21 protein-coding genes are annotated in these 17,762 nt (G+C 75.2%); 16 read left to right on the top strand and 5 right to left on the bottom strand.

Translation table 11 applies throughout. The annotated features are described in order from the left end of the window. Window positions 1–11: 11 nt before the first annotated feature. Entirely contained in the window at window positions 12–314 is a 303-nt protein-coding gene (locus LH044_RS11720; RefSeq protein ID WP_227755771.1) for a DUF3039 domain-containing protein, read from the bottom strand. 48 nt (window positions 315–362) lie between these two features. Beyond that, window positions 363–791, bottom strand: a complete 429-nt coding sequence (locus LH044_RS11715) for a hypothetical protein (RefSeq protein ID WP_227755770.1) — start codon at window positions 789–791, stop codon at window positions 363–365. Window positions 792–836: 45 nt separating this feature from the next. Between LH044_RS11715 and LH044_RS11710 the strand changes: the two genes are divergently transcribed. Then, complete coding sequence (locus LH044_RS11710) at window positions 837–1,256, top strand: hypothetical protein (RefSeq protein WP_227755769.1); 420 nt, start codon at window positions 837–839, stop codon at window positions 1,254–1,256. A gap of 8 nt (window positions 1,257–1,264) precedes the next feature. Here LH044_RS11710 and LH044_RS11705 read toward each other — a convergent pair whose 3' ends face one another. Then, on the bottom strand, window positions 1,265–1,849 hold the full coding sequence (locus LH044_RS11705; RefSeq protein WP_227755768.1) for a histidine phosphatase family protein: 585 nt from the start codon (window positions 1,847–1,849) through the stop codon (window positions 1,265–1,267). A gap of 114 nt (window positions 1,850–1,963) precedes the next feature. Here LH044_RS11705 and LH044_RS11700 point away from each other — a divergent pair, with 114 nt between their 5' ends. From LH044_RS11700 to LH044_RS11675, 6 genes are all read left to right on the top strand, one after another. Further along, window positions 1,964–2,200, top strand: coding sequence for a MoaD/ThiS family protein (locus LH044_RS11700; RefSeq protein ID WP_227755767.1), 237 nt, complete (start codon window positions 1,964–1,966; stop codon window positions 2,198–2,200). Further along, window positions 2,193–3,200 (top strand): hypothetical protein, encoded by a 1,008-nt coding sequence (locus LH044_RS11695; RefSeq protein WP_227755766.1) that lies wholly within the window; start codon window positions 2,193–2,195, stop codon window positions 3,198–3,200. The genes LH044_RS11700 and LH044_RS11695 overlap by 8 nt, the downstream gene beginning before the upstream one ends. Window positions 3,201–3,393: 193 nt before the next feature. Continuing rightward, a complete protein-coding gene (locus LH044_RS11690) occupies window positions 3,394–3,918 on the top strand; it encodes an RsiG family protein (RefSeq protein WP_227755765.1) in 525 nt (174 codons plus the stop codon). Window positions 3,919–4,045: 127 nt separating this feature from the next. Beyond that, complete coding sequence (locus LH044_RS11685) at window positions 4,046–4,519, top strand: helix-turn-helix domain-containing protein (protein ID WP_227755764.1); 474 nt, start codon at window positions 4,046–4,048, stop codon at window positions 4,517–4,519. A gap of 62 nt (window positions 4,520–4,581) precedes the next feature. Continuing rightward, entirely contained in the window at window positions 4,582–5,790 is a 1,209-nt protein-coding gene (locus tag LH044_RS11680) for a glycosyltransferase (protein WP_227755763.1), read from the top strand. Then, window positions 5,787–6,260, top strand: coding sequence for a YbjN domain-containing protein (locus LH044_RS11675; RefSeq protein ID WP_227755762.1), 474 nt, complete (start codon window positions 5,787–5,789; stop codon window positions 6,258–6,260). The genes LH044_RS11680 and LH044_RS11675 overlap by 4 nt, the downstream gene beginning before the upstream one ends. A 95-nt stretch (window positions 6,261–6,355) precedes the next feature. On the opposite strand, the gene LH044_RS11670 is transcribed toward LH044_RS11675, so the two are convergent. Then, window positions 6,356–6,652 (bottom strand): DUF2470 domain-containing protein, encoded by a 297-nt coding sequence (locus tag LH044_RS11670; protein WP_227755761.1) that lies wholly within the window; start codon window positions 6,650–6,652, stop codon window positions 6,356–6,358. A gap of 211 nt (window positions 6,653–6,863) precedes the next feature. On the opposite strand from LH044_RS11670, the gene proC reads away from it, so the two are divergent. From proC to LH044_RS11655, 3 genes are all read left to right on the top strand, one after another. After that, window positions 6,864–7,652 (top strand): pyrroline-5-carboxylate reductase, encoded by a 789-nt coding sequence (gene proC / locus LH044_RS11665; protein WP_227755760.1) that lies wholly within the window; start codon window positions 6,864–6,866, stop codon window positions 7,650–7,652. A 56-nt stretch (window positions 7,653–7,708) separates the two neighbouring features. Further along, window positions 7,709–8,647, top strand: a complete 939-nt coding sequence (locus tag LH044_RS11660; protein ID WP_227755759.1) for an SAM hydrolase/SAM-dependent halogenase family protein — start codon at window positions 7,709–7,711, stop codon at window positions 8,645–8,647. A gap of 162 nt (window positions 8,648–8,809) precedes the next feature. Next, a complete protein-coding gene (locus tag LH044_RS11655) occupies window positions 8,810–10,303 on the top strand; it encodes an AMP-binding protein (protein ID WP_227755758.1) in 1,494 nt (497 codons plus the stop codon). 63 nt (window positions 10,304–10,366) lie between these two features. On the opposite strand, the gene LH044_RS11650 is transcribed toward LH044_RS11655, so the two are convergent. Next, a complete protein-coding gene (locus LH044_RS11650; RefSeq protein WP_227755757.1) occupies window positions 10,367–11,170 on the bottom strand; it encodes a hypothetical protein in 804 nt (267 codons plus the stop codon). Window positions 11,171–11,355: 185 nt separating this feature from the next. Here LH044_RS11650 and LH044_RS11645 point away from each other — a divergent pair, with 185 nt between their 5' ends. The 6 genes from LH044_RS11645 to hemB all read left to right on the top strand — a co-directional run bounded on the left by LH044_RS11645 (window position 11,356) and on the right by hemB (window position 17,751). Then, window positions 11,356–12,021 (top strand): redox-sensing transcriptional repressor Rex, encoded by a 666-nt coding sequence (locus LH044_RS11645; protein WP_227755756.1) that lies wholly within the window; start codon window positions 11,356–11,358, stop codon window positions 12,019–12,021. Between the two features lie 179 nt (window positions 12,022–12,200). Continuing rightward, window positions 12,201–13,637, top strand: a complete 1,437-nt coding sequence (locus LH044_RS11640; protein ID WP_227755755.1) for a glutamyl-tRNA reductase — start codon at window positions 12,201–12,203, stop codon at window positions 13,635–13,637. Between the two features lie 7 nt (window positions 13,638–13,644). After that, entirely contained in the window at window positions 13,645–14,574 is a 930-nt protein-coding gene (gene hemC, locus LH044_RS11635; protein WP_227755754.1) for a hydroxymethylbilane synthase, read from the top strand. Further along, window positions 14,571–16,055, top strand: coding sequence for a uroporphyrinogen-III C-methyltransferase (gene cobA, locus LH044_RS11630; protein WP_227755753.1), 1,485 nt, complete (start codon window positions 14,571–14,573; stop codon window positions 16,053–16,055). The genes hemC and cobA overlap by 4 nt, the downstream gene beginning before the upstream one ends. A 4-nt stretch (window positions 16,056–16,059) precedes the next feature. Further along, entirely contained in the window at window positions 16,060–16,719 is a 660-nt protein-coding gene (locus tag LH044_RS11625) for an HAD family hydrolase (protein ID WP_227755752.1), read from the top strand. Between the two features lie 51 nt (window positions 16,720–16,770). After that, on the top strand, window positions 16,771–17,751 hold the full coding sequence (gene hemB, locus LH044_RS11620; RefSeq protein ID WP_227755751.1) for a porphobilinogen synthase: 981 nt from the start codon (window positions 16,771–16,773) through the stop codon (window positions 17,749–17,751). The last annotated feature ends 11 nt before the right edge of the window (window positions 17,752–17,762 follow it).

The following is a 17,762-nucleotide window of genomic DNA, read 5'->3' as shown; positions in this document are numbered from 1 at the left end:
GAGCCCGTCGTTTACATCCGCGGCGTCTCGTCGAGTCCGTCGTTGACGTCGCGGTACATGCCGTAGATGTCCTTGCAGCGCTGGCACACCGGCAGCTGCTTGGGGTCACGGGACGGCACCCACACGTGACCGCAGAGCGCCTCGAGCGGTGTGCCCTCGACGCGGGCGGCGAGCACCTTGGCCGCGGCGTCCTCGCCTGGCTTGGTCCGGACGATGTGGGCGAGCGGGCCGTCCTCGGTCTCCTGCTCCTCGTCGGTGCGGGTGATCGTGCTGGTGGCGGGTCCGGTCGTGGTCGGTGCCATCGGTGCGGTCATGGGGAGGGGCTCCGGCGATCTCGATGAGCGGGCGATCAGGCCTGGCGTTCAGGTCCGACCGGCGTCGACCGGTCGGAGCTCCAGGGTACGTCCGGCCGGCGAGTCGACCTCCGCCACCGCGACCAGGCCGCTGCGCCGGAGCGAGTCGCGCACGAGCGCGTCGACGGTCGCCGGGTCGGCGGCATCGCCGTCGATCGTGACGCCGTGGGGCACGGTCAGCGTGGCGGAGCCCTCGGCGCGGGCGGTGCCCGCGGCGGCGGGCACGGCGGCGATCACGTCCTCGAGGCGCGGGCCCGCGGGTTCGGCCGCCGCGCCGTCCTCGCTCGCCGGCGGCTCCCGGTCGGCGAGGACCCGCTTGCGGACGTAGAGCCACACGGGGAGGAGCACGACGGCGGCGATCACGAACGATCGGACCAGCACGTCGGCCTGGATCTCGGCCAGCAGCACGGCCGGAGCGGTCACGTCGGAGGCATCCACCGGACGGAGCAGCGTACCGGGACGACGACGCTACGCTCGCCCGACGTGGAGCCGAACGAGCACGTGGACGACGCCGACGAGCCCGAGGTCGTGGACCTGACCGGGTCGCCGGCCACGCCGGCCACGCCGGCGTGGGCGACGGGGCCCGTCGAGCCGGCGCCGGCCGCGGCGGTCGACGTCCCGCCCGCTCCGGATCCGATCGCCCCGGACCCGGTCGTGCCGGAGACGGTCGTCCCGGTCCCGGACGCGCCGGGCCCGGACGCGCCGACCGCCGAGCCCGTCCCCCTGATCGCCGACGAGGACGACGAGCTCGCCGTCCTCGGCCGGATCGAGCAGGACCTCGCTGCGGTCGAGGAGGCCATGTCGGGCCTCGACCGGATCGACGCCGACCAGATCGGCGGAGCGGCCGCCGCCGCCCAGGTCCAGGCGATCGTCGGCTCGGACCGCTTCACCGCCGCAGGCTGATCCGACGGTCAGATCTGGTCGGGGATCGTCTCCTCGATCAGCAGGTGGACCCGCTCGCCGATCCGCCAGCGGCCGTCCTCGTGCGAGAGCCAGCGGCCGCCGAGGTTCGCGAGCCGCTCCCACTCCGCGCCGAACGCGGACTCGGCGGCGAAGATCACTCCGGCGTGGGCGACGGCGACCACCGTCCCGTAGGGGTGCTGGGTCGCGATCGCGTCGAACGCGCCGAGCACCCGGGCCTGGACGTCCTCGTCGGGCTCCCAGCCGGGCGGCCGACGCGCCTCGGCGAGGTAGCCGGGGTAGCCCTCCTCGATCTCGTCGCGGGTGAGGCCCTGCCACTCGCCGGCGTTGCGCTCCATCAGCCCGGTGAGGGTGATCACCGGTCCGACTCCCAGCTCCTCGCTGAGGATGGCGGCCGTCGTGGCGGCCCGGTCGAGCGGCGAGGCGTAGATGGCGTCGATCGCGCCGACCGCCCGGGCTGCGGTGCGGGCCTGCTGCCGGCCGAGGTCGGTGAGCGGCGGGTCCTCCTGGCCCTGCCAGCGCCCGTCGGCGTTCCACTCGGACTGGCCATGGCGGATCACGAGCAGCTGCGTCATCGGCGGGGACGCTACCGGCCCCGGTACCGGGCCCGTCCACGGCGATCGTCTGCCGCCGCGGGCGTGGGGTGGCCGACCGGGACCCGCCGGAACCCCCCGGAGTAGGCTCGCTCGGTGCCAGTCGTCCGTCTCTTCGCCCAGGCCCGGGAGGCCGCGGGGACCTCGTCCGAGGTCCTGACGGGCGACACCGTGGCGGCGGTCCTGACGAGCGCTCGGGAGCGCTTCGGGGACGACTTCGCCGCCATCCTGGGCACCTGCCGGGTCTGGGTCAACGGCGAGCCGGCCGGCGAGGCCGATGCGGTGGGGGGCGACGACGAGGTGGCCATCCTCCCCCCGGTGTCCGGTGGCTGAGCGCAGCCGGTCGACCAGCTCGCGCTCGGCCGGCGCGGGTGGCACCCGCCGCCCGATCGCCGACGCCGCCCCCGTGCAGCGCAGCCGGCGGCGCGGCGCGACCGCGGTCGCCGAGCGCAGCGGGGGGACGAAGGGGTCGGGCGCGTCGGCGCCGTCCGGGGGCGGCTCGAAGGGCCGCCGCACCCCGGCCGCCGAACCTGCGACCGGGATGGCGAGGCTGGCGGTCCGCCCGTCGAGCACCGGGCCGAAGGTCCGGCTCGGCATCCTCTGGTTCTTCGTCGCCCTCGCCGCCGTCACGGCCGGCCGGTGGCCCACCGCGATCCTCTGGGGCCTCGTGGCGGCGCTCGCCGCCCGTGAGCTGCTCGTCGTCTGGTGGCCGTACGCCGGGGGCGGTTCGCGCCCCGACCCCGAGGCGCGCCCGTCGGCGGCCGTCGTGGGCGTGGCGGTCGTGCTCACCGTGCTGGTGCCCGCCGCCGCGGCGCTCGGCACCGGGTTCGCGGGCGGCGTCCTGCTCCTGGTCGTGCTCGGCCTCGCCGCCGTCTCGATCGCGGGGCGGGTCGGCGCGGCCGGCCTGACGTCGGGCGAGGCGTCGGCGCTCGCCGTCGCCGTGCTGCTGCCCGCCGTGCCCGCCGCTGCGGTGGTGCTGGTCGTCGGGGCCCACCTGTGGGCCGGCCTCTTCCTCGTCGCCGCGGTGTCGCTGTACGACGCCGGCTGCTTCATCGGCGGGGCGGATTCGTCGAGCCTCCTCGAAGGCCCGGTCACCGGCGTCATCGGCGTGCTCGCGGTGACGTTCACGATGGCGATGTTCCAGGCGCCGCCCTTCGACTCGGCCAGCGCGGCCGTGGTCGGCGGCGTGTGCGTGCTGGCCTGCCCGATCGGGCAGTGGGTGGCCTCGGCGTTCCTGCCGACCGTCGACGCGCCGTGCCGGGCCGTGCGCCGGCTGGACACCTACCTGCTGACCGCGCCCGTGTTCCTGGTCGCGGCCTGGACCCTCGCCTGAGCCTGAGCCTGAGCGGCGGGGAGCGGCAGGTCCGCCTGAGCGGCGGGGAGCGGCAGGTCCGCCTGAGCGGCGGGGAGCGGCAGGTCCCCCTGAGCGGCGGGGAGCGGCAGGTCCGTCTGAGCGGCGGGGAGCGGGACGTGACCCGGCGCGGTCGGTCGGCCGCGAAGCGCGTCGGGATCGGTAGCCTGCCGGTGTGGACGACATCACCGTCGAGCAGCTGATCAACTTCGACGAGCCGGGCGAGCTGACGTCGTGCAGCCTCGTCGAGCTCCGCGCCGTGCGCGAGGACTACCAGGCGGTGGAGAACGGGCTCTCGTACGCCCGTCGGATCGTCCAGGGCCGCCTCGACACGGTGGCGGTCGAGCTCGAGCGGCGGGCCGAGCAGGATCCCGACACCGACCTCGTCCACCGCCTGCCCTCGGCCCTCGCCGCCCACACCCGCGGCCCCGGGCTGCCCCGGCCGGGTCAGGACCTGGACCCGCCGCCGTGGGCGGACGAGATCGTCGCCCGGGCCGACCAGCTGCTCGGCGCGTCGATGCTGTCGGACCTCGCGTCGGTGCCCGAGCCCGACCTGCTCGCCGCGATGGGGGCGCTCGCCGCACTCGAGCGCGACGTGTCGTCGGCTCGCCGCGAGGTGCACACCCGGATGGACCGGGTGCAGGACGAGATCGTGGCCCGCTACCAGGCGGGCGCCTCGGTCGACGACCTCCTGCGCTGAGCGGTCCCGGCCGGATCGGCGCGGCGCGCTGGAGAGGCGCTCCCGAGGAGCGCGCCGACGAGCGCTTCCTGAGCGCGCTTGCTGGTGCGAATCCGGTGTTCGCGGCTGTCGCGATACCCTCGACCGCATGAAGGACGACCTCGACCGCCGCTGGCGCGACCTGGGGGAGTTCATCCGCGAGCAGCGCAACGTCGGCCAGATGTCGCTGCGGAAGCTCTCCGAGGCGGCGGGTGTCTCCAACCCGTACCTCTCGCAGATCGAGCGCGGCCTGCGCCGCCCGTCGGCCGAGATCCTCCAGCAGATCGCCCGGGCGCTCGAGATCTCGAGCGAGACCCTCTACGTCCGGGCCGGCATCCTCGACGAGCCGGCCGAGCGTGTCGACCCGATCGCCGAGATCCGCCGTGATCCGACGATCACCGAGGAGCAGAAGAAGTCGCTCGTGCGGATCTACCAGTCCTTCCGACGGGAGAACGAGCTCGACGCGCAGGACGCCGAGGGCGCCGATGCCGACGTCGAGCCCGGCGCCGCGGGCGCGCCCACGCCGGCGCCGGCCGACGACGATCCGGCGCACGACGCGCCCGACCTCGCCGTGGGCTCCTGAGGACCCGTACGATCCGTGGCCCCGACCGGGAATGGTCCCGGTGGGTATGAGTTGATCTGACCGTGGGTTCCGTCGCCGTCGTCTCCATGCACACGTCACCGCTCGTGCAGCCGGGCACGGGCGACTCCGGTGGCATGAACGTGTACGTCCGTGAGCTGTCGGCGTCCCTCGCCCAGGCCGGCGTCGACGTCCGGGTCTACGTGCGCCGCTGGGCCGACCACCTGCCCGAGCGGGTACCGGTCGAGCCCGGCTTCGAGGTCGTCCACGTGCCGGCCGGGCCCGCCGACCTGGCCAAGGAGGACCTGCCGGCCGTGGTCGACGAGTTCACAGAGGGCGTGGCCGCCGACCTGGCCGTCTCGCCCGTCGAGGCGCTGCACGCCAACTACTGGTTGTCGGCCGTGTCGGCCCACGACCTCAAGCACCGCCTCGACCTGCCGCTCGTCGCCACCTTCCACACGCTCGCGAGGGTGAAGGCCGAGGCGGGCGACCTCGAGCCGCTGGCCCGCGAGGCGGCCGAGGCCATGGTCATCGGCTGCTGCGACGCCATCTGCGCCTCGAACCCGGTCGAGGCCGACCAGCTCGTCCAGCTCTACGGCGCGTCGCCTGATCGGATCGAGCTCGTGCCCTCGGGGGTCGACCACGCGTTCTTCTCGCCGGGCGACCGCGCGGGGGCGCGCGCCGCCCTGAGCCTCGACGACCGGCCGACGCTCCTGTTCGTCGGGCGCATCCAACCGCTCAAGGGCCTGACGGTCGCGGTCGAGGCGCTGGCCCGCCTGCAGGACCGGCGCAGCCGGCTCGTGGTGGTCGGCGGCCCGAGCGGCACCGAGGGCCCGGCCGAGATGGCCCGGGTGCTCGACCGGATCGAGCAGCTCGGCCTCACCGACCGGGTCACGTTCGTCGCGCCGCAGCCGCACCACATGCTGTCCACCTGGTACCGGGCGGCCGACGTCGTCGTCGTCCCGAGCCGCTCGGAGTCGTTCGGGCTCGTGGCGCTCGAGGCCGCGGCGTGCGGCATCCCGGTCGTCGCGTCCGCGGTCGGGGGCCTGCGGACCCTCGTCGACAGCGGCGTGACCGGGACCCTCGTCGAGGACCGGGACCCCGCCGCCTGGGCGGGCGCGATCGACGCGATCCTCTCCGAGCCCGAGAAGGCGGCCTGGATGGGCGCGGCCGCCGCCGAGGAGTCGCGTCGCTACTCGTGGTCGACGACCGCCGCCCGGCTCCGCCGCCTGTACGCCGACCTCGCCGTGCGGACGCCGGTGGCCTGCGCGTGATCGGCGCCGAGCGCCCGCTGAGCGCCGACGAGCTCGACGAGCTGGAGGGCCGCATCGACGGCTGGCTCGCCGAGCAGCTGGCCGACAACCCGGTCGTCGAGGCGGTCGAGCGCGACGACCTGACGGGGGAGCGCCGCTGGTTCGTCCGGGTGCGGGGCGAGGAGAAGTCGGTGTTCTCGATCTGGTTCCTGCTCCGGCAGCGGAACCTGCACGTCGAGACGTACCTGATGCCCGCCCCCGAGGAGCACGCCGGCGCGCTGTACGAGCACCTGCTCCGCCGGAACCTCTCGCTGCCCGACCTGACCTTCGCGATCGGCGACGAGGACGCGATCTACGTGATGGGCGAGGTCCCGGCCGTGTGGGTCGACGAGGACGTCGTCGACCGCCTGCTCGGGTCCTGCTACGCGGTCGTCGAGCAGTGCTTCCGGCCGGCGATGCGCATCGGCTTCGCCAGCCGCTTCAAGAACTGACCCACGCGCGCTCCCTCCCACGCGTTCTGGCTGTCGTTCTCCCGGCCAGGGCCGGGAGAACGACAGCCAGAACGGGTCTCGAGGGGACGGTCGGGTCAGTGGTCCTCGCGGGGCGGGAGCCCGAGCCGTTCGAGCCCGGCGTCGTAGAGGCGGACGACCTCGCGGCGGAGGTCGGCGCGCTCGACCGCCGGCTCGGTCCACGGCACCCGGACCGCCACGGTCGAGCCGTCGACGGTCGCGGCCCACTCGCCGCCATCGGCGTCCAGGCCGGTCATCCTGGCGGCCGTCGCGCCGGGCTCGGCGAACGCCCGGACGATCACGAGGCTGTCGTCGGTGTGGTCGCCGTTCATGTGCGACAGGACGGCGTCCACGACCTCGGGAGGGAAGCTCATGGCCGGGAACGTACCCGGTCGTCAACGGGGACCGGTCCCCGGTGACACCGCGCCGCGGCCCTGCGTACCGTCAGCTGCAGCGGGGGACGGACCGTCGGGGAAGCGGCCCGTCCCCCGCCGACCGCCCGCCCGTCGTTCAGCAGGCCGTCGTGCAGTCGAGCCGTCGTGCAGCCAGGCCGGCCTGCGGCGGCCCGCCGGTACGCTCCACGCCATGGTCGCGGTGCAGTTCCTCGGTGGTGGCCGGATGGCCGACGCCCTCGTCGGCGGCATGCTCGCGGCGGGGCACCCCGTCGGCGACCTCGCCGTGGTCGAGATCTCCGCCGCCCGGCGCGACGAGCTCGCCGCCACGCGGTCGGGACTGACGGTCCTCGCGGAGCCCGGTCCGGCCGAGGCGGTCGTCGCCGCGACGAAGCCGGGTGACGTCGTGACCGCGTTGACGGCCGCGGCGGCGGCCGCGCCGGGCCTGCGGCGCGTGCTGTCGATCGCCGCGGGGGTCGACACCGCCGCGCTGCAGTCGGCGGTCCCCGCCGAGGTCGCGGTCGTGCGCGCCATGCCGAACACACCGTCGCTGGTGGGGGAAGGGGCGTCGGCGATCTGCGCCGGCCCGTCGGCGACCGACGACGACCTGGCCTGGGCCGAGTCGCTGCTCGGCTCGGTCGGCACCGTCGTGCGGGTCCCCGAGCGCCTGATGGACGCGGTCACGGGCCTGTCGGGTTCGGGCCCGGCCTACGTCTTCCTCATCGCCGAGGCGCTCACCGACGCCGGCGTCCTGGCCGGCCTGCCGAGGGACGTGGCCGACCGGCTCACCCGCCAGACGCTCCTCGGGGCCGCACAGCTGCTGGCCTCGTCGGACGAGGGCCCCGAGGCCCTGCGCGCCGCGGTCACCTCGCCCGGCGGCACGACCGCCGCGGGTCTGCGCGAGCTCGAGTCGCACGCCGTGCGCGCCGCCATCATCGATGCGGTGTCGGCCGCGGCGGCGCGCTCCGCCGAGCTCGGCTGACCCGCCGCCGGACGCGCTTCGTCCGGTCCGCGCCCCGGGCGGTAGGTTCGGCGGCCGTGGCCGACGACGACGCAGGGCACTCCTACGACACGGTCTCGTTCCTGTCCGACTACGGGCACGCGGACGAGTTCGTCGGCGTCGTGCACTCGGTCATCCACCAGCTCGCCCCGGGCACCACGGTGATCGACATCACCCACGGGATCCCGCCCTACGACGTCCGCGCCGCGGGCCTGACGCTCGCCCGCAGCGTGCAGTACCTCTCGCCGGGCGTGATCGTGGCCGTGGTGGACCCCGGCGTGGGCACCCACCGCCGGCCGATCGCGGTCGAGGTCGGCGACGGCCGGGCGGTGTTCATCGGCCCCGACAACGGCGTGCTCGCCCCGGCCGTCGGCATGCTCGGCGGCGCGACGCGGGCGGTGTGGCTCAACGACCCCGAGCACCAGCTGCCGGCCCACGGTCCGCTGTTCGACGGGCGCGACGTGTTCGCGCCCGCGGCGGCCCACCTGTGCAACGGCGTGCCGCTCGAGGAGCTCGGCGAGGTCGTCGACACCGCCACGCTCTTCCCGGGCGTCCTGCCGATCACACGGGAGGAGGACGGCGGGCTCATCGCCGAGGTGCTGTGGGTCGACCGCTACGGCAACGCGCAGCTCAACGTCGACCCCGAGGAGCTCGACGGCCTGGGCGGTGACCACTTCGAGGTGCTCCTCGACGCCGGACGGCGCACGGCGCGCCGGGCCGTCGCGTTCGACGAGATCGGGATCGGCGCGGTCGCGCTGGTCGTCGACAGCTACGGGTTGATCGCCCTGGCCGCCCGGCAGGCCAGCGCCGCCGAGGACCTGGGCGTCGGCCCCGGCGACGCCGTCACCCTGCGACCGATCGACGATCCCGGCGGCGACGCCCCGGTCACGGCCGTCACCGTGCAGTTCGGGCGGCGCGGCGCGGGACCCGACGGGCCCGGCGACGGGCCGGACGACGGACCAGGAGGTGCCGGATGAGGCGCAACACGACCATCGCCGTCGTCATCCTCATGCTCGTGATCGTCGGCGCGGCGTTCCTGCAGCTCGTCGTCCTCGCCCGCTGACCCGGCGCCGAGGGCCGCAGCGTCGACCCACGCGAGGCCCGTCCCGCGGAGCGGCTGAGGGCTAGCGTCGCCGCCGGTGAACCTGGCGACGATCATCGACCAACACCCCGGCGAGGCCACCGCGCTGATCAGCCGGGGTCGGGAGACGGACTACGAGACCCTGCGCACGCAGGTCGCGGGGCTCCGGGGCGGGCTGGTCGAGATGGGCCTGCAGCCGGGCGACCGGCTGGCCATCATCGCCGGCAACAACTGGTACTTCGTGGTGTCGTACCTCGCCGCCCTCGGAGCGGGCCTGGTGGCCGTGCCCCTCAACCCCACGAACCCGGCCGCGGCGATGGCGCACGAGCTCCGGGAGTCGGGCGCGGTCGCGATCGTGGCGACGCCGACGGCGCGCAACGCCTTGCGCGACATCGACTGGTCGACGCTGCCCGCCGTGAAGCACTTCATGGGCGCGGGCTTCGAGCCGGGCCCGCTCGGCCTGCTGCTCGACGACCTGCTCGTCCACGAGCCGGCGCCGGTCGTCGAGCGCTCGCCCGACGACGTCGCCGTGCTGATCTTCACCTCCGGCACCGCGGGCGCGCCCCGCCCGGCGATGCTCACCCACGGCAACCTCTACACGAACATCCGCCAGGTGCTCGCGTCCGACGACCGGGTGCAGGAGCCCGACGACGTGGTCTTCGGGCTGCTGCCGATGTTCCACATCTTCGGCCTCAACGTGATCCTCGGCGTCGGCCTGGCCGCCGGCGCGGCGATCCTCCTGGTCGAGCGGTTCGACCCGGTCTCGGCCATCGAGTCGATCGTGAAGCACGGCGTCACCACGATCGCCGGCCCGCCGACCATGTGGGCGGCGTTCGCCGGGCTCCCCGGCGTCACCGGCGAGGAGCTGGCGACCGTGCGCCGGGCCGTGTCCGGCGCGGCCAAGCTGCCGGTCGAGGTGGCGCACGCCATCGACGCCCGGTTCGGCCTCCAGCTCGAGGAGGGCTACGGCCTGACCGAGGCGTCGCCCGTCGTCACCGCACCGATCACCGGCGTCACGCCTGCCGGGTCGGTCGGCATCCCGGTGCCGGGCGTCGAGGTGCGGCTGGTCGACGCCCAGGGCGACGACGTGCTCGTCGGCGACCACGGCGAGCTGCTGGTCAAGGGGCCGAACGTGTTCGCCGGCTACTGGAACGACCCCGAGGCCACCGCCCGCGTGCTGAGCGAGGACGGCTGGCTGCGGACCGGCGACGTCGGCGTCGTCGACGACGACGGCAACCTCTACCTCGTCGACCGCGCCAAGGACCTCATCATCGTGTCGGGGTTCAACGTCTTCCCCGCCGAGGTCGAGGAGGTGCTGCTGGAGCACCCCGCGATCGAGGGCGTCGCGGTCGTCGGCGTGCCGCACCCGCACACCGGCGAGTCGGTGAAGGCCTACGTGAAGGCCCGCGACGGCATGCCGATCGAGGAGGACGACGTGATCGAGTTCTGCGCGGCGCGCCTGCCCCACTACAAGTGCCCCAACAAGGTGTGGTTCGTCGACGAGATCCCGCGGGGCCTCGGCGGCAAGGTCATCCGCCGGCTGCTCGGCTGAGGCGCTGCCCGCACGGGCGTGGCGGGTGGGAGGTCAGTCGGCGCGGCCTGGCGGGTGGAGCGGTCAGGCGGCGCGGTCGGCCGCGGCGTCGGGTGCGGCCGGCGCGGTGGCCAGCTCGTAGAGCTCGGCCCAGTACGGCGACGTCGGCGCCCGCGCGGCGGCCGGGCGGCCCGGGTTGGAGAACAGGAACCCGACGAACAGGATCGTCACCCCGATCGCCAGCCAGATGCCGAAGTCGACCATCTGGTCGCCGGTGCCGAAGAGCGTGCCGCCCGTGCCGAGCACGAGCGAGCCGAGGGCGATGAACAGGTTGGTGAGCGCCAGCCGGCCCGGCGGGATCGCCATCGACGCGGCCACCCCGGGCCGGCGGCGCAGCCGCAGGAGCGACACGGCCGACCACAGCGCGCCGCCGATCAGGACGGTCGCACCGACGCCGGAGCCGACCGCCGCCATCACCCGCGGGCCGACGCCGAACACCGCCTTGCCCGACGGGATGCCGGCGACGTCGAGCGTGCCGAGCAGCGGGGCCGTGAGCACCACGCCTGCGCAGAAGGCGCTGATCACGGCGAGCCACCAGCGGGTGACGTCGCCGGTCCGTGTCCCGGCGAGCAGGTACACGGTCCCGAGCGCGAGCCACGGCACGTCGAGGATGGCGCCGAAGAGGTAGAAGGTGCGGAAGTCGAGGTCTCCCCACCCCAGCGCCGCGGCCCAGAAGTAGGCGAAGGACGCCGCGGCGAACATCGCGAGCGAGACCGTCCAGGCGAGCTCGTGGGGCCTGCGCCGTGCGACCCAGCGCTCCAGCGTCGACAGGCCGAACGCGACCGACACCAGCGTCGCCACGGCGCCCATCACGGACGCCGCGGTCATCGGCGGACGCTCCGGGGGCGAGCGGGCACGTCGGGCATCGCCCCCAGCATGTCCCCGGCAGGAGGCACGGGGCGAGGCCCGGCGAGGTTCCCCCGGGTGGGCCCGCCGGCCCGCGGTGGTGCGCACGCCCGCCGACGGGGCGCGCAACTTTGTGAACGGGCGCACGAGGGCGGTACGTTCGACGGATGCCACCGTCGGGCCGCGCCTCCATCCCCGAGGCCACCGTCGCGCGCCTGCCGCTGTACCACCGCTGCCTGCTCGACCTGCAGGCCGAGGGCCGCAGCAAGGTCTCCTCGGAGCAGCTCGCCGACCTGGCGGGCGTGAACGCCGCCAAGGTCCGCAAGGACCTGTCGCACTTCGGCTCCTACGGCACCCGGGGCGTGGGCTACGACGTCGACCACCTCCTCGTCGAGATCGCGACCGAGCTGAACCTCGACCACGACTGGCCCTGCGTCATCGTGGGCGCCGGCAACCTGGGCTCCGCCCTGGCCACCTTCGCCGGGTTCACGAACCGGGGCTTCACGGTCGTCGGCGTCCTCGACGTCGATCCCGACAAGGTCGGTCGCGAGCTCGGTTCCCTCACGGTCCGCCACCAGGACGAGCTGGCCGAGCTGGTCGCGGCCGAGGGCGTCGCCATCGGCATCGTCGCCGTGCCGCCGGCGGCGGCCCAGGAGGCGGCCGACCGGCTGGTCGAGGTGGGCATCACCTCGATCCTGAACTTCGCCCCGACGGTGCTCGACGTGCCGAGCGGGGTGCAGGTCCGGGACGTGGACCTGGCCGTCGAGCTGCAGATCCTCGCCTTCCACGAGGACCGCTCCCGCTCCGCGCGCTCCACCCGCTCGGCCGGCTGAGCCGCCGGGCCGGCCGGCGTCACCTGCTGGCCTCACCCGCCGGCCCGACCCGGCCCGTGCCGGTTGCCACAGGCGGGCCCTGAACTGGCGGACGGCCCCCGCGCGCAGCATGCTGGTGCCGTCCGTGTGGTCGTCCCCGCCCCGGCGGTGGCGGCCCGAGCGAAGGAGCGCCAGCAGGCGTGTCTGTCGTCGTCGTTGGAGCGAACCACCGCACCGCACCGCTCGACCTCCTCGAGCGCATGGCGGTCACCGGTGACCGCCTCCCCAAGCTGCTGCACGCGCTCGACGGCGGTGCCGACACGTCCGAGGTCGTGGTCCTCGCCACGTGCAACCGGACCGAGGTGTACCTGATCGCCGAGCGGTTCCACGGCGCCTACGCCGAGGTGCGCGACTTCTTCGCGGACCTCACCTACCTGCCGCCCGAGCGCTTCGCCGAGAGCCTGTACGTCCACTACGACGACCAGGCGGTGCGCCACCTGTTCGAGGTGGCCGCCGGGCTCGACTCCGCGGTGCCGGGCGAGCACGAGATCCTCGGCCAGGTCCGCGACGCGTGGGAGGTCGCCCGGCTCGAGGGCACCGCGCGCCGGGGCCTCAACCTCCTCTTCCGCCACGCCCTCGAGGTCGGCAAGCGGGCCCGCACCGAGACCTCGATCGCCCGTCACGTCACCTCGGTGTCGCAGGCGGCGGTCATCCTCGCCGGCGAGCGCCTCGTCGAGCTGCGCGGCGTCGACCGGCCCACCGGCGACGCCGGGGCCTGCACCGCCGCCGGTGCCCGGGCCGGTCTGTCCGGTGCCCGCGCCGTGCTCGTCGGCGCCGGCTCCATGGGGCGGGGCATGGGCGCGTTCCTGGCGGACGCGGGCGTGGCCGAGATGGTCGTCGCCAACCGCACGCCCGAGCGCGCCGCCGAGCTGGTCCGCCAGGCCACCGCCGGTCGCGACCACCTGTCCGCCCGGGCCGCCGGCCTCGACGAGCTGCCCGCCGCCATGGCCGGCGCCGACGTCGTGTTCGCCGCCACCGGTGCGCCCGACGCCGTCGTCACCCCCGAGCTCGTCGCCCCCGCCCTCGTCGGCCGGGCCGAACCGCTCGTGATCGTCGACATCGCGATGCCGCGCGACGTCGATCCCGCCGTGGCCGCGCTGCAGGGCGTCGAGCTGCTCGACATGGACGCGGTGGCCGCCTTCACCGAGGCGGGCATCGCCGGGCGCCGCCGCGAGGTCGCCGCCGTCCGGGAGATCGTCGAGGAGGAGATCGCCCGCCACGCCGCGGCGACCAACGCCCGACAGGTCGCCCCGATCATCACCTCGCTGCGCGAGAAGGCCGAGTGCATCCGCTGCTCGGAGCTCGAGCGGTCCTCCGGCCGGCTGTCGGGGCTCACCGACGCCCAGCTCGACGCCGTCGAGGCCATGACGAGGGGCCTGGTCGCCAAGCTGCTCCACGAGCCGACCGTCCGCCTGCGCGACGCCGCCGGCTCGGCCCGGGGCGACCGGCTGGTCGACGCCGTCCGTGACCTCTTCGACCTCCCCGACGGTGCCGAGCCCGGGGCCGCCCTCGCCGGCAACCCGGTGCCCGACGACGCCGACGGCGCGGTCGCACCGGACGACGCAGCCGGGCGCTGAGCCGCCGGTGCGGGTCCGGATCGCCGCGCGTGCCTCCCCGCTGGCGCGCTGGCAGGCCGACCACGTCGCCTCGCTGATCCGGTCCGTCCGCGCCGACGTCGACGTCGTCGTCGAGCCGCTGAGCACCGAGGGCGACCGGCGCACCGACGTCCCGCTGTCGGAGATCGGCGGCAAGGGCGTGTTCGCCACCGAGGTGCAGGCGGCGGTGCTCGACGGCCGTGCCGACCTCGCCGTGCACTCGGGGAAGGACCTGCCGGCCCGCACGCCCGACGGGCTCGTGATCGCCGCGGTCCCCGAGCGGGGCGACGTGCGGGACGCCCTCGTCGGGCGCCGGCTCGTCGACCTGCCCACCGACGGCATCGTCGCCACCGGGTCGGCCCGCCGCCGGGTCCAGCTCGCGCACCTGCGACCGGACCTCCGGTTCGCGGAGCTGCGCGGCAACATGGCGACGCGCCTCCGCAAGGCCGAGGACTTCGACGCGATCGTCGTGGCCGCCGTCGCGCTCGAGCGGCTCGGGCTCGGGGACCGGCTCACCGACGTCCTGCCCGCGACGCTCGTCGTGCCCCAGGTCGCGCAGGGCGCGCTCGTGGTGGAGTGCCGGCTCGACGACGGGCCCCTGCGGTCGCTGCTGTCGCGGATCGAGCACGCGCCCAGCCGGCGCACCGTCGACGCCGAACGGGCCTTCCTCACCGAGCTGGGCGGGGACTGCACCCTCCCCGCCGGCGCGCACGCGACGCTCCTGCCCGACGAGTCGGACGGGCCCGGCGTGCTGAGCGTCCGGGCCATCCTCGGCGGCGAGCCCGATGCCGACGGCCGCGTCGAGGTGCACCACGGGGTCGAGGTCGGCGACGACCCCGAGCGGGTGGGCGCCACGCTGGCGGCCCGCCTGCGCGCCCAGGTCGACGCCGCGGGTCGAGGACCGGGCGGTGCGGCGTGACCGTGTACCTCGTCGGCGCCGGTCCGGGCGACCCCGGTCTGCTCACGCTGCGAGGGGCCGAGGTGCTCCGCCGCGCCGACGTCGTCGTGCACGACCGGCTGTCGGCCCGTGAGCTGCTCGACCTCGCGCCCGACGGCGCAGCCCGCATCGACGTCGGCAAGTCCCCCGACGGCCCGTCGACCTCGCAGGACGAGATCAACGAGCTGCTCGTCGCCCACGGCCGTGCGGGTCGCACGGTCGTGCGCCTGAAGGGCGGCGACCCGTTCGTGTTCGCCCGGGGGGCCGAGGAGGCCGCCGCGCTCGCCGCGGCCGGCGTCCCGTACGAGGTCGTGCCGGGCATCACGTCGGCGATCGCCGTCCCCGCCTACGCCGGCATCCCCGTCACCCTGCGCTACTCGTCGACCAGCGTCACGATCGTCACCGGCCACGAGGATCCGACGAAGGGCCGCACCGACGTCGGCTGGGAGGCGCTGGCGCAGGTCGGCGGCACCATCGTCGTGCTCATGGGGGTGAAGCACCTGCGCGAGATCGCGGCGCGGCTCGTGGCCGGCGGCCTCCCGCCCGACACCCCCGCCGCGGCGATCCGGTGGGGGACCCGCTCCGAGCAGTCGACGGTGCGGGCGACGCTGTCGACGCTCGCGGACCGGGCGCTGCGGCCGCCCGCCACGATCGTCATCGGCGAGGTCGCGGGGGAGCACCTCGACTGGTTCGAGCGCCGTCCGCTCCTCGGCCGGTCGGTCGTCGTGACCCGCACCCGCGACCAGTCGCCCGAGCTCGCCCGCCACCTCCGCGAGGCGGGGGCCGAGGTCGTGATCGCGCCCACGATCCGCATCGGCGAACCGGCCGACGGCGGGGCCGCGCTGCGCGAGGCCGTGGCGGACGTCGGCTCCTACGACTGGGTCGTGCTCACCTCGCCAAACGGCGCCGCCCGCTTCGTGGCCGAGCTGCGTGACGGACGCGACCTGGCCGGGGTCCGCGTCGCGGTGATGGGCCCGGGGACCGGCGCGGCGCTCTCCGGTGCGCACGTCGTCGCCGACCTCGTCCCGCCGCACTTCGTCGCCGAGTCGCTGCTCGAGGCCTTCCCCGACCCGCCCGAGGGCGGCGGACGGGTGCTGCTGGCCCGGGCCGCGGTCGCCCGCGACGTCCTGCCCGACGGGTTGCGGGCCCGCGGCTGGACCGTCGACGTCGTCGAGGCGTACCGGACCGAGGCGGTCGACTACGACGACGAGGTCCGGGCGCAGGTCGCGGCGGCCGACGCGGTCACGTTCACGTCGTCGTCGACGGTCGAGCACTTCGTCGCCGCCATGGGCGGACCCGATGCCGCGGCGGCGGGGGCCCCGCCGGTGGTGGCCTGCATCGGACCGGTCACCGCGGCGACGGCGCGCCGGCTGGGCCTGACCGTCACGGCCGAGGCCGAGGTGCACGCGATCGACGGGCTCGTCAGCTCGGTCGTCGCCGCCCTCGCCGGCCCCCGGGGCTGACCAGGTGGCCGACCTGCAGGCGGTGGTCTTCGACTTCGACGGGCTCGTGATCGACACCGAGTGGTGCGAGTACGTGACCGCCGCGGAGCAGTTCCGCGCCCACGGCACGGAGCTCAACCTCGAGCTGTGGAAGACCTTCATCGGCTCGCTCGAGCACCCGCACTGGACCGACATCCTCGAGGAGCAGCTGGGCCGCCCGGTCGACCGGGACGTCATCGTGCCCGCCCGCCGACGGGCCCACGCCGAGTGCACCGCCGGGCTCGAGCCGCTGCCGGGGGTGGTGACGCTGCGCGACGCCGTCGTCGCCGCCGGTCTGCCGGTCGCGATCGCCTCGTCGTCGCCCGACGACTGGGTGACCGGGCACCTCGCCGAGCAGGGCCTCCTCGACCGCTTCCCCGTGCGGGCCACCGGCGACGAGGTCCACCGGACGAAGCCGGACCCCGCCGTCTACCTCCTCGCGTGCGAACGCCTCGGCGTCGATCCCTCGGCGACCGTCGCGATCGAGGACTCGGTCAACGGCGTCGCCGCGGCGAAGGCGGCCGGGATGGCCGCGGTGGCGGTCCCCGGGTCGCTCACCCGCGGCATGGACTTCTCGCACGCCGACCTCGAGGTCGGCTCCTGTCTGGAGCTGAGCCCCGACGTGCTGCGCGGGCTCGTCGAGTGACCGCGATCCCCGGTGGGGAGCGGTCGGTTCGAGGCTCGTAGGATCGACGTCGTGAGCTTCCCCCAGACCCGCCTCCGCCGCCTGCGCCGCACCCCGGCGCTGCGCCGGCTCGTGGCCGAGACCCGCCTCGGCGTCGACGACCTGGTGGCCCCGCTGTTCGTGCGGGAGGGCATCGACGAGCCGGTGCCGGTGCCGTCGCTCCCGGGCGTCGTGCAGCACTCCCGCGAGTCCCTCCGCAAGGAGGTCGCCGAGCTCGTCGACCTGGGCATCGACGCCGTCATCCTCTTCGGCGTGCCCGCGACCAAGGACCCCGAGGGCTCGGGGGCGTCGGACCCCGACGGCATCGTCCAGGTCGCGCTGCGCGACCTGCGCGACGACCTGGGCGACCGCGTCGTGCTGATGGCCGACCTCTGCATCGACGAGTACACCGACCACGGCCACTGCGGCCTCGTTACCCCCGACGGCCGGGTCGACAACGACGCCACGCTCGAGGTGTACGGCGAGGTGGCGATCGCCCAGGCCGGCGCCGGCGCCGACATCTGCGCCCCGTCCGGGATGATGGACGGCCAGGTGCTCGCGATCCGTGACGCCCTCGACGAGGAGGGCCACGAGGACGTGGCGATCCTGGCCTACGCGGCCAAGTACGCCTCGGCGCTCTACGGCCCGTTCCGCGACGCCGTCGACGTGAGCATCGCCGACGGCGGCGACCGCACGGCCTACCAGCAGGACTGGGCCAACGCCCGGGAGGCGATGGCCGAGATCCGAGAGGACGTCGGCGAGGGCGCCGACATGATCATGGTCAAGCCGGCCATGACCTACCTCGACGTCATCGCCCGGGCGCGGGCCGAGGTCGACGTGCCGATCGCGGCGTACCACGTGAGCGGCGAGTACGCGATGGTCCACGCCGCGGCCGAGCGGGGCTGGATCGACGGCGACGCGGTCGCGCTCGAGCAGATCACCGCGGTGAAGCGGGCGGGTGCCGACATGGTGCTGACCTACTTCGCCCGCGCGCTCGCCGAGCGCCTGCAGTGACGGACCGCGGC

It is taken from the genome of Dermatobacter hominis (genome assembly GCF_020715685.1).
In the GTDB taxonomy this organism is placed as follows: Bacteria; Actinomycetota; Acidimicrobiia; order Acidimicrobiales; family Microtrichaceae; genus Dermatobacter; species Dermatobacter hominis.
Note: the sequence above shows the minus strand (reverse complement) of the source record. Positions and strands in the feature narration are given on the sequence as shown.

Coding starts and splice junctions, on each gene's coding strand:
- LH044_RS11720 (WP_227755771.1), bottom strand. CDS start 314: ATGACCGCACCGATGGCACCGACCACGACCGGACCCGCCACCAGCACG.
- LH044_RS11645 (WP_227755756.1), top strand. CDS start 11,356: ATGCCACCGTCGGGCCGCGCCTCCATCCCCGAGGCCACCGTCGCGCGC.
- LH044_RS11685 (WP_227755764.1), top strand. CDS start 4,046: ATGAAGGACGACCTCGACCGCCGCTGGCGCGACCTGGGGGAGTTCATC.
- proC (WP_227755760.1), top strand. CDS start 6,864: ATGGTCGCGGTGCAGTTCCTCGGTGGTGGCCGGATGGCCGACGCCCTC.
- LH044_RS11705 (WP_227755768.1), bottom strand. CDS start 1,849: ATGACGCAGCTGCTCGTGATCCGCCATGGCCAGTCCGAGTGGAACGCC.
- LH044_RS11650 (WP_227755757.1), bottom strand. CDS start 11,170: ATGACCGCGGCGTCCGTGATGGGCGCCGTGGCGACGCTGGTGTCGGTC.
- LH044_RS11670 (WP_227755761.1), bottom strand. CDS start 6,652: ATGAGCTTCCCTCCCGAGGTCGTGGACGCCGTCCTGTCGCACATGAAC.